The sequence below is a fragment of the Streptomyces coryli genome (genome assembly GCF_011044975.1).
GTDB lineage: Bacteria > Actinomycetota > Actinomycetes > Streptomycetales > Streptomycetaceae > Streptomyces > Streptomyces coryli.
Window position 1 is genome coordinate 23,873 of the sequence record NZ_JAAKZV010000082.1, and the last position, 6,842, is coordinate 30,714.

The window sequence follows — 6,842 nt, forward strand, 5'->3', positions numbered from 1 at the left end:
TTTGAACAATTATGGTCGCGCCGTGACTCGCTTTTCCGGATTCCTCATCGCGGGGCTCGCGATGCCCCTGGCCCTCGCCGCACCCGCGGCGGCACAGTCGGATATCGGCAACCCCATGGCCGGCAACAACGGCTTCCCGGTCGTGGTCGAGCAGGACGCCCTCCTGGGCAGTACGGAGATGGAGGGCCCGGCCGCGATCGGCGGCGATCTCCGCTTCGGCGCCGGCTACAACGTCGCCATCCATACGCCGGGCAGCTACGTCGCCCCCGGCGACGACGCCCCCACCGCACTGCTGGTGGGCGGTGGCGTGGACTTCCCCGGCTCCGATCCGTCCGGCGTGCTCCGGGTGACGGACGGCCAGGTGAAGATCGGCGACACGTCCGGGGCGCAGGCGCTGAACCGGGACGCGAACAACGCCGCCGTCAACACCCGCGTCGTCGCCGACGGCGCCGGCTACGACAGCGTGCCGCGGATCGAGCTGACCAACAGCCAGGCCCCCGGCTCGGTCGGCCCGCAGCCCGGCCTCATGGACTTCGGCTCGCTGTTCGCCACCTACCGCGAACGCGCCCAGGAGATCGCGGGCTGTCCGCAGAACGTGGACCTCAACGGCGGCCGCATCAGCCTGGAGGACGGTCGTACCAACGTGCTGCATGTGACCGGCGAGCAGCTGAACGACCTCGACGAGCTCACCTTCCTCGACCGGCCGACCTCATCCGGTCCGCTGGTGATCGTGGTCGACACCACCGCCACCGGCGGCACGCACGAATGGGACATCCCGAACATGGCCGGGGTCAGCGGCGAGGACGCCCCGTACATCCTGTGGGACTTCCCCGACGCCTCCGACATCACCATCACCTCGGGCGACAGCCTGGAAGGCACCATCTACGCGCCCGGCGCCCACCTCACCGACCTCGACCCCGCCAACATCGAGGGCGACATCGCGGTGCAGTCCCTGACCGCCGGCCCGATCGACGGCACGGCCGGCGGGCCCGCAAACGCCGGTGAGATCCACTACTTCCCCTTCGACGCCGAGCTGGACTGCGACGCGAAGCCCGGCCCCCGGCCGCCGCTGCCCGACTTCTCCCTGCCCAGGGGCGATCTCGACATCCGCAAAACCGACGCCACCACCGGACGGCCGCTCGCCGGCGCCGAGTTCGAGCTGTGGCGCGAGACCAACCGCACGGACGGCCTGCAGACCGGCGGCGCCGACCCCGACCGCTACCTCGCCCCCGACTGTGTGACGGACAGCCGCGGCCGCTGCTCCTTCACCAGCAAGCTGATCGGCACGTACTACCTGCGCGAGACCGCCGTCCCCGACGGCTACCGGCTGCCCCGCGACCCCGTGAGCGGCCCCTACTCCATCACGAGGGACAACGCCGAGCAGGGCGTCACCGTCGAGCTGAGCAACCGGCGGCTGCCGCAGCCGAACCCGCCAGGCCCGCCGCCGCCGGACAAGGACTGACCGCGCGGGCGCGGTGGGCGCAACGGGGGCGGGGGCGCAACGGGGGCGGCAACCGCCGCCCCCGTTCGGCGGCTCAGGTCAGCGTCTCCGCCGCGGCCGCCGAGCTGTCACGCAGGAAGGCCGAGCAGCGCTCTGCCTCCTCCGTCTCACCGATGGCTCCCGCCGCCCGGGCCAGGGCGTGCAGGGCGCGCAGGAAGCCGCGGTTCGGCTCGTGCTCCCAGGGGATCGGGCCGTGGCCCTTCCAGCCGCTGCGGCGCAGCGCGTCGAGGCCGCGGTGGTAGCCGGTGCGGGCGTACGCGTAGGACTCGACCGTGCGGCCCGCCTGGAAGGCGTCGTCGGCGAGCTGGGCCCAGGCCAGCGAGGAGGAGGGGAACTTCGCGGCGACCTCGGTCGGGTCGGCGCCGTTCGCGAACAGCTCGCGCGGGCCCGGATCATCGGGCAGGTGGGTGGGAGGTGGTCCTGCAAGCAGGTTCTCGTGGTTCGACATGGGTCCCAGTCTGCCTTGCCCGGGGGCGGAGGCGACCGCTCCACGTCACCCTTGCGACGGGATGGCCCGCAGGGCGTCCGTGTTCCGTAACAACGCGTCTGCTGCGGGCGGGAATTGATTCTTCCGGGGGCACACTCTCCGGGTGGTTGCGTTGACCACAGGTCTACGACGGGGGACACGGGGGATGACCATGCGAAGTGTGCGCAAGCGAAGGATCTGGGCCGTCTCGGTGGCCGCCGCCGCGGTGCTGGCGCTGGCCGGGTGCGAGGGGAACGAGCCCACGGACCAGGGGGCGGGCGGCGCGGACGGCGGAAAGCCGAGCGCGTCGGAGTCGGCGTCGGAATCGGCCTCGCCGTCGCCGTCGCAGTCCTCCTCGGCGGCGCCGTCGAAGTCCCCCTCCGAGGGCAGCGGCGGCGGCGACCAGGGCGGTGACACCGGCGGCGGCCCCGCGGTCGGCTCCACGCCGGGCCCCGGCGAGGGCCCGAAGGGCGAGAACGTCTGCAAGCCGGCGAAGGGCGACACCTACCTGCGGGTGCTGAAGGCGGAGCGGAAGATCACCGGCGGGGATGTGTATCTCACCTACGAGACCGGGACGTTCGACTGCAGTGGCGACCAGGGGCCGGTCTTCAAGAGCCAGGGCGAGAACGCCACGGTGCCGGTCGACACCAAGCAGCTGAAGGTGTTCGCGGGACCGGTCTTCACCGGCGCCACGGAAGGGCTGCGGCGGATGGACGCGGAGACCTTCCTGGAGAAGCTCACGCTGGAGGAGCCGGGCCATGAGTTCTACTACCGCGTCGAGGTCACGGAGCGCTTCCACGAGGGTGCGGTGACATACCTCTTCCACATCACCGACGGCTGACACAAAAAACGGCGGGCCCGGCACCCACGGGGGTGGTGCCGGGCCCGCGTACGTCTCCGCCGGGCGGCGTTACTTCAGCTTGGTGCCCGTCGAGCGCAGGTTGGCGCAGGCCTCCTGGACGCGGTCGGCCATCGACTTCTCGCCGAGCTTGCCCCAGGCGCGCGGGTCGTAGGCCTTCTTGTTGCCGACCTCGCCGTCGACCTTCAGGACGCCGTCGTAGTTACGGAACATGTGGTCCGCGACCGGGCGGGTGAAGGCGTACTGGGTGTCCGTGTCGAGGTTCATCTTGACCACGCCGTTCTGCAGCGCGGTGGCGATCTCCTCCGCGGTGGAGCCGGAGCCGCCGTGGAAGACGAAGTCGAACGGGCTGGTCTTGCCGTACTTGGCGCCGACGCCCTCCTGGAGGTCCTTGAGCAGCTCCGGGCGGAGGACGACGTTGCCCGGCTTGTAGACGCCGTGCACGTTGCCGAAGGAGGCGGCCAGCAGGTAGCGGCCCTTCTCGCCCAGGCCGAGGGCCTCGGCGGTGCGCATCGCGTCGTCGACCGTGGTGTAGAGGTCGTCGTTGATCTCGTGCGAGACGCCGTCCTCCTCGCCGCCGGTCGGGGTGATCTCGATCTCGAGGATGATCTTCGCGGCCGCGGCGCGGGGCAGCAGCTCGGCGGCGATGGAGAGGTTGTCGGCGAGGGTCTCGGCCGAGCCGTCCCACATGTGGGACTGGAACAGCGGGTTCTGACCGGCCTTGACGCGCTCCTCGGAGACCGCCAGCAGCGGGCGGACGTAGCCGTCCAGCTTGTCCTTGGGGCAGTGGTCGGTGTGCAGCGCGACGTTGACCGGGTACTTCTTCGCGACGATGTGCGCGAACTCGGCCAGCGCGACGGCGCCGGTCACCATGTCCTTGTCGTACTGACCACCCAGGAACTCGGCGCCACCCGTCGAGATCTGGATGATGCCGTCGCTCTCGGCCTCGGCGAAGCCGCGCAGTGCGGCGTGCAGAGTCTGCGTCGAGGTCACGTTGATGGCCGGGTAGGCGAACTTGCCTGCCTTCGCCCGGTCGAGCATCTCGTTGTAGACCTCGGGGGTTGCGATGGGCATCTGTCCGCTCCTTGGGATGTGCGGGATTTGTCAGTCTCTGAGGGGCGTCTCATCGTCGAGCGTCGCCCCCATCTTCCCATCCCGGGGACGATGCTCCAGACGTCCGGTCTCCGCCTGTTTCACGTGAAACGGACGTTCGAACGCCGGTGCCCCCGGCCGGTCCTCAGCGCGGCTGCCGCAGCCGGATCCGCAGCCGGCGCCGCGGATCACCGTCCGGCGACTCCAGCGGCGCCTTCCGCTTGCTCTGCTGCTGCACCTCTACATACGCCGCATGGGAGGTGGTCCTGAACGCCTCCTCCCACGCCGCGAACCCGGCGGCCGCCGCGGCGCCGCCGACGCCGCGCCGCCGGATCCGCCGGCCCAGCCAGGCGAAGCCGCAGAGCACGACGGCGAAACCGCCGCTGAGCAGCAGATACGGGAGTACGGCGGCCATCATCGGAGCCTCAGCCCAGGCCGAGCTCGTCGATGCCATACGCGAAGAGATACGGGGCGCCGGTGCCCGACTGGATCTTCTCCGCGGCGCCGGTGGCGCGGTCCACGATCGTCGCCACGGCGACCACCTCGGCGCCGGCCTCCTTGACGGCCTCGGCCGCGGTGAGCGGGGAGCCGCCGGTGGTAGAGGTGTCCTCGACGACCAGGACGCGGCGGCCCTTGATGTCCGGGCCCTCGATACGGCGCTGCATGCCGTGCTGCTTGGCGGCCTTCCGTACGACGAAGGCGTCCAGGGTGCGGCCGCGGGCGTGCGCGGCGTGCAGCATCGCGTCGGCGATCGGGTCGGCGCCGAGGGTGAGGCCGCCGACGGCGTCGTATTCGAGGTCGGCGGTGAGGTCGAGCATGACCTGGCCGACCAGCGGGGCGGCGGTGCCGTCGAGCGTCACCCGGCGCAGGTCGACGTAGTAGTCGGCCTCCAGACCGGAGGAGAGGGTCACCTTGCCGTGCACGACGGCCTTGTCCTTGATCTGCTGCAGCAGGGCGGCGCGGGGGTCAGTCATGGTGCCTGAGCCTAATCGAGACGACTAGCCGAGACGGCGCCACGTCCACGTCGCGGTGAGCTCCAGCGGCTCGATCGGGGTGACGAAGCGGGGCAGGGTGTTGAGCCCGTTCGGGGGGCCGGTCTGCGGCTCCACGCAGACGGCCTCGTCCTGCTCGTCGTAGACCACGACCCATTCGGTCCGGCTGGTGACCTTCAGCTCCAGCGCGCCCGGCCAGGTCAGCGTCACGTCCACACCCGCCGGCATCCCGAAGCAGTCGTCCCACGGGCCGGGCAGCGGCGCGATGCGCTTGCCGGTGGGGAGGTGGTCGGCGCCGCGCTCCTCCTGCCACTCGGCGTCGAAGGCGAGCTCCACGTCCCCGCCGTGACCGAGATTGCGCAGGAACCACGGATGCCAGCCGGCCTGTGCGGGGAAGGAGTCCCCGGCGGTTTCCACGCCCATGAAGAGGCTGAGCGAGCCGCCGTCCTCGGCGAGCTCGAAGGTCTGGGTGACCTTGCCCTCGTACGGCCAGGGGTCGGTGAGCTCGTAGTCGAACGAGCCCCGGCGCTCCTCGGCGGCGACGGTCCGCCAGGGGACGTTGCGGCCGGTGCCGTGGCTGGCGTGCGGGGGCGCGTTGAGCGGCATCTGGTGCAGGGAGCCGCCGTTGCGGAACCGGCCGTTCTCGATCCGGCCGCAGAACGGCACCATCGGGAAGCAGCCGTACTTCGCGCCCTGCCGCAGCAGCTCGGTGCCGCCGACGCGGAGGCTTTCGATACGGCAGCCGTTGTCCGGGGCGACGGTCAGCTCGGCGTCGCCGGCGGTGAGGCGGGTGGTTGTCACGTAAGCAAGCCTACGCAGCTCACCGCCGACGCCGCAGCGCCCGCCCTATGACGACGACCGTCGCCACCGCGACCGCCGCCGCGGGCGCCGCCCAGCGCAGCCGGGCGACCGGCGACAGGGTCTCGGTCGGCGGCATCGGGGCGTAGCGACCGCGCGGCGGGGCGTGGTCGACCTCCTCGGTGGACCGGCCGATCATGCTGCGCCTGGCGTGCGCGGCCTCGGCCTGCGGGCCCAGCGACGCGGCCAGCTCCTCGGCCTCGGCCTCGATGGCCGCCGCCTCGGCGTCGGCGCCCAGGTCCACGTCCTCGGCGGCCTCGGTGTCCGGCTCGTCCTCCTCGCCGGCCTCGGCGAGGGGGTCGAGGGACGGCGGCGGTATCTCGGCCTCGAAGACGGACGAGCCCGGCTGGTCGGCATCGTCAGGGGCGGGCTCGGCCGGCTTCTCGTCGCTCGCGTGCCGGGCCTCGGGGCCCGGGATGCCGGGGATGGCCCGGTCGTTGTCGTCGTCGGGCGCCTCGATGGGCGTCGTCTCCAGGCCGGCGGTGAGGCTCTCGGCGAAGCGTTCCAGCAGCCGGCCCGCGGAGGCCTTGGCCTGGGCGGGCGGCACGGCGGAGATGCGGCCCTCGCCGCTGACGGTGCCGGAGCAGGCCAGCGCCGTACCGCCGTCCGCGGGACGCGGGGTGATCGTCAGGGCCAGCTTCACGGAGCCGGTGCCGCGGGCCTCGGAGCCCTCGCCCTCGATGGCGAAGGTCTCGCCCTGCGGGGTGACGCGGAGGGTGCCGCGATACGTGATGGTGGACCCGGCGATCCGCAGCCGCAGCCGGCCCTGCAGGGCCGCACCGCCTTCTTCGCGCGGCTCGTCACCCGCGTCGAGCTGCAGGCCCGGGATGGCGCGGGCCACGCGATCGGGATCGGCCAGGGCGCGGCGGACGGTCGCCGCGGGGAACGGGACGTACACCTCATGCTCCATAAGGCGGAGCTTAGCTCTCCGGACGGGTGGGCGTCGGGTGGTTGTCGCGTCCCGGCAAGGTCCGCGGTCCGCCGCCGGCCGCCGTCGTCCGCATTGCGTCCGCTCAGGGTCCGTAACGCGGGTGCAGCAGGGTGGAGGGGAGGACGCGGGGCGGGTGCTGGGCC

General features: G+C 72.2%; 8 protein-coding genes. 2 read left to right on the top strand and 6 right to left on the bottom strand.

Annotation, left to right across the window (positions count from 1 at the left end):
• Positions 1–22 precede the first annotated feature (22 nt).
• Positions 23–1,462 carry a collagen-binding domain-containing protein gene (locus G5C51_RS19465; protein ID WP_165239083.1) on the top strand — a complete coding sequence of 480 codons (1,440 nt, stop codon included), beginning with the start codon at positions 23–25 and terminating at the stop codon, positions 1,460–1,462.
• A 73-nt stretch (positions 1,463–1,535) separates the two neighbouring features.
• Here G5C51_RS19465 and G5C51_RS19470 read toward each other — a convergent pair whose 3' ends face one another.
• Positions 1,536–1,949 (bottom strand): DUF3151 domain-containing protein, encoded by a 414-nt coding sequence (locus G5C51_RS19470; RefSeq protein WP_165239085.1) that lies wholly within the window; start codon positions 1,947–1,949, stop codon positions 1,536–1,538.
• A gap of 199 nt (positions 1,950–2,148) precedes the next feature.
• Here G5C51_RS19470 and G5C51_RS19475 point away from each other — a divergent pair, with 199 nt between their 5' ends.
• Positions 2,149–2,808, top strand: a complete 660-nt coding sequence (locus tag G5C51_RS19475) for a hypothetical protein (RefSeq protein ID WP_165239087.1) — start codon at positions 2,149–2,151, stop codon at positions 2,806–2,808.
• Between the two features lie 69 nt (positions 2,809–2,877).
• Here G5C51_RS19475 and fbaA read toward each other — a convergent pair whose 3' ends face one another.
• The 5 genes from fbaA to G5C51_RS19500 form a co-directional block, all read right to left on the bottom strand.
• Positions 2,878–3,900, bottom strand: a complete 1,023-nt coding sequence (gene fbaA / locus G5C51_RS19480) for a class II fructose-bisphosphate aldolase (protein WP_165239095.1) — start codon at positions 3,898–3,900, stop codon at positions 2,878–2,880.
• Between the two features lie 163 nt (positions 3,901–4,063).
• A complete protein-coding gene (locus tag G5C51_RS19485; protein ID WP_165239097.1) occupies positions 4,064–4,333 on the bottom strand; it encodes a hypothetical protein in 270 nt (89 codons plus the stop codon).
• Between the two features lie 10 nt (positions 4,334–4,343).
• Positions 4,344–4,892, bottom strand: coding sequence for an orotate phosphoribosyltransferase (pyrE, locus tag G5C51_RS19490; RefSeq protein WP_165239099.1), 549 nt, complete (start codon positions 4,890–4,892; stop codon positions 4,344–4,346).
• A gap of 24 nt (positions 4,893–4,916) precedes the next feature.
• Positions 4,917–5,711 (bottom strand): aldose epimerase family protein, encoded by a 795-nt coding sequence (locus tag G5C51_RS19495; protein ID WP_165239101.1) that lies wholly within the window; start codon positions 5,709–5,711, stop codon positions 4,917–4,919.
• 19 nt (positions 5,712–5,730) lie between these two features.
• Positions 5,731–6,678 carry an SRPBCC family protein gene (locus tag G5C51_RS19500; RefSeq protein ID WP_206314054.1) on the bottom strand — a complete coding sequence of 316 codons (948 nt, stop codon included), beginning with the start codon at positions 6,676–6,678 and terminating at the stop codon, positions 5,731–5,733.
• Between the last annotated feature and the right edge of the window lie 164 nt (positions 6,679–6,842).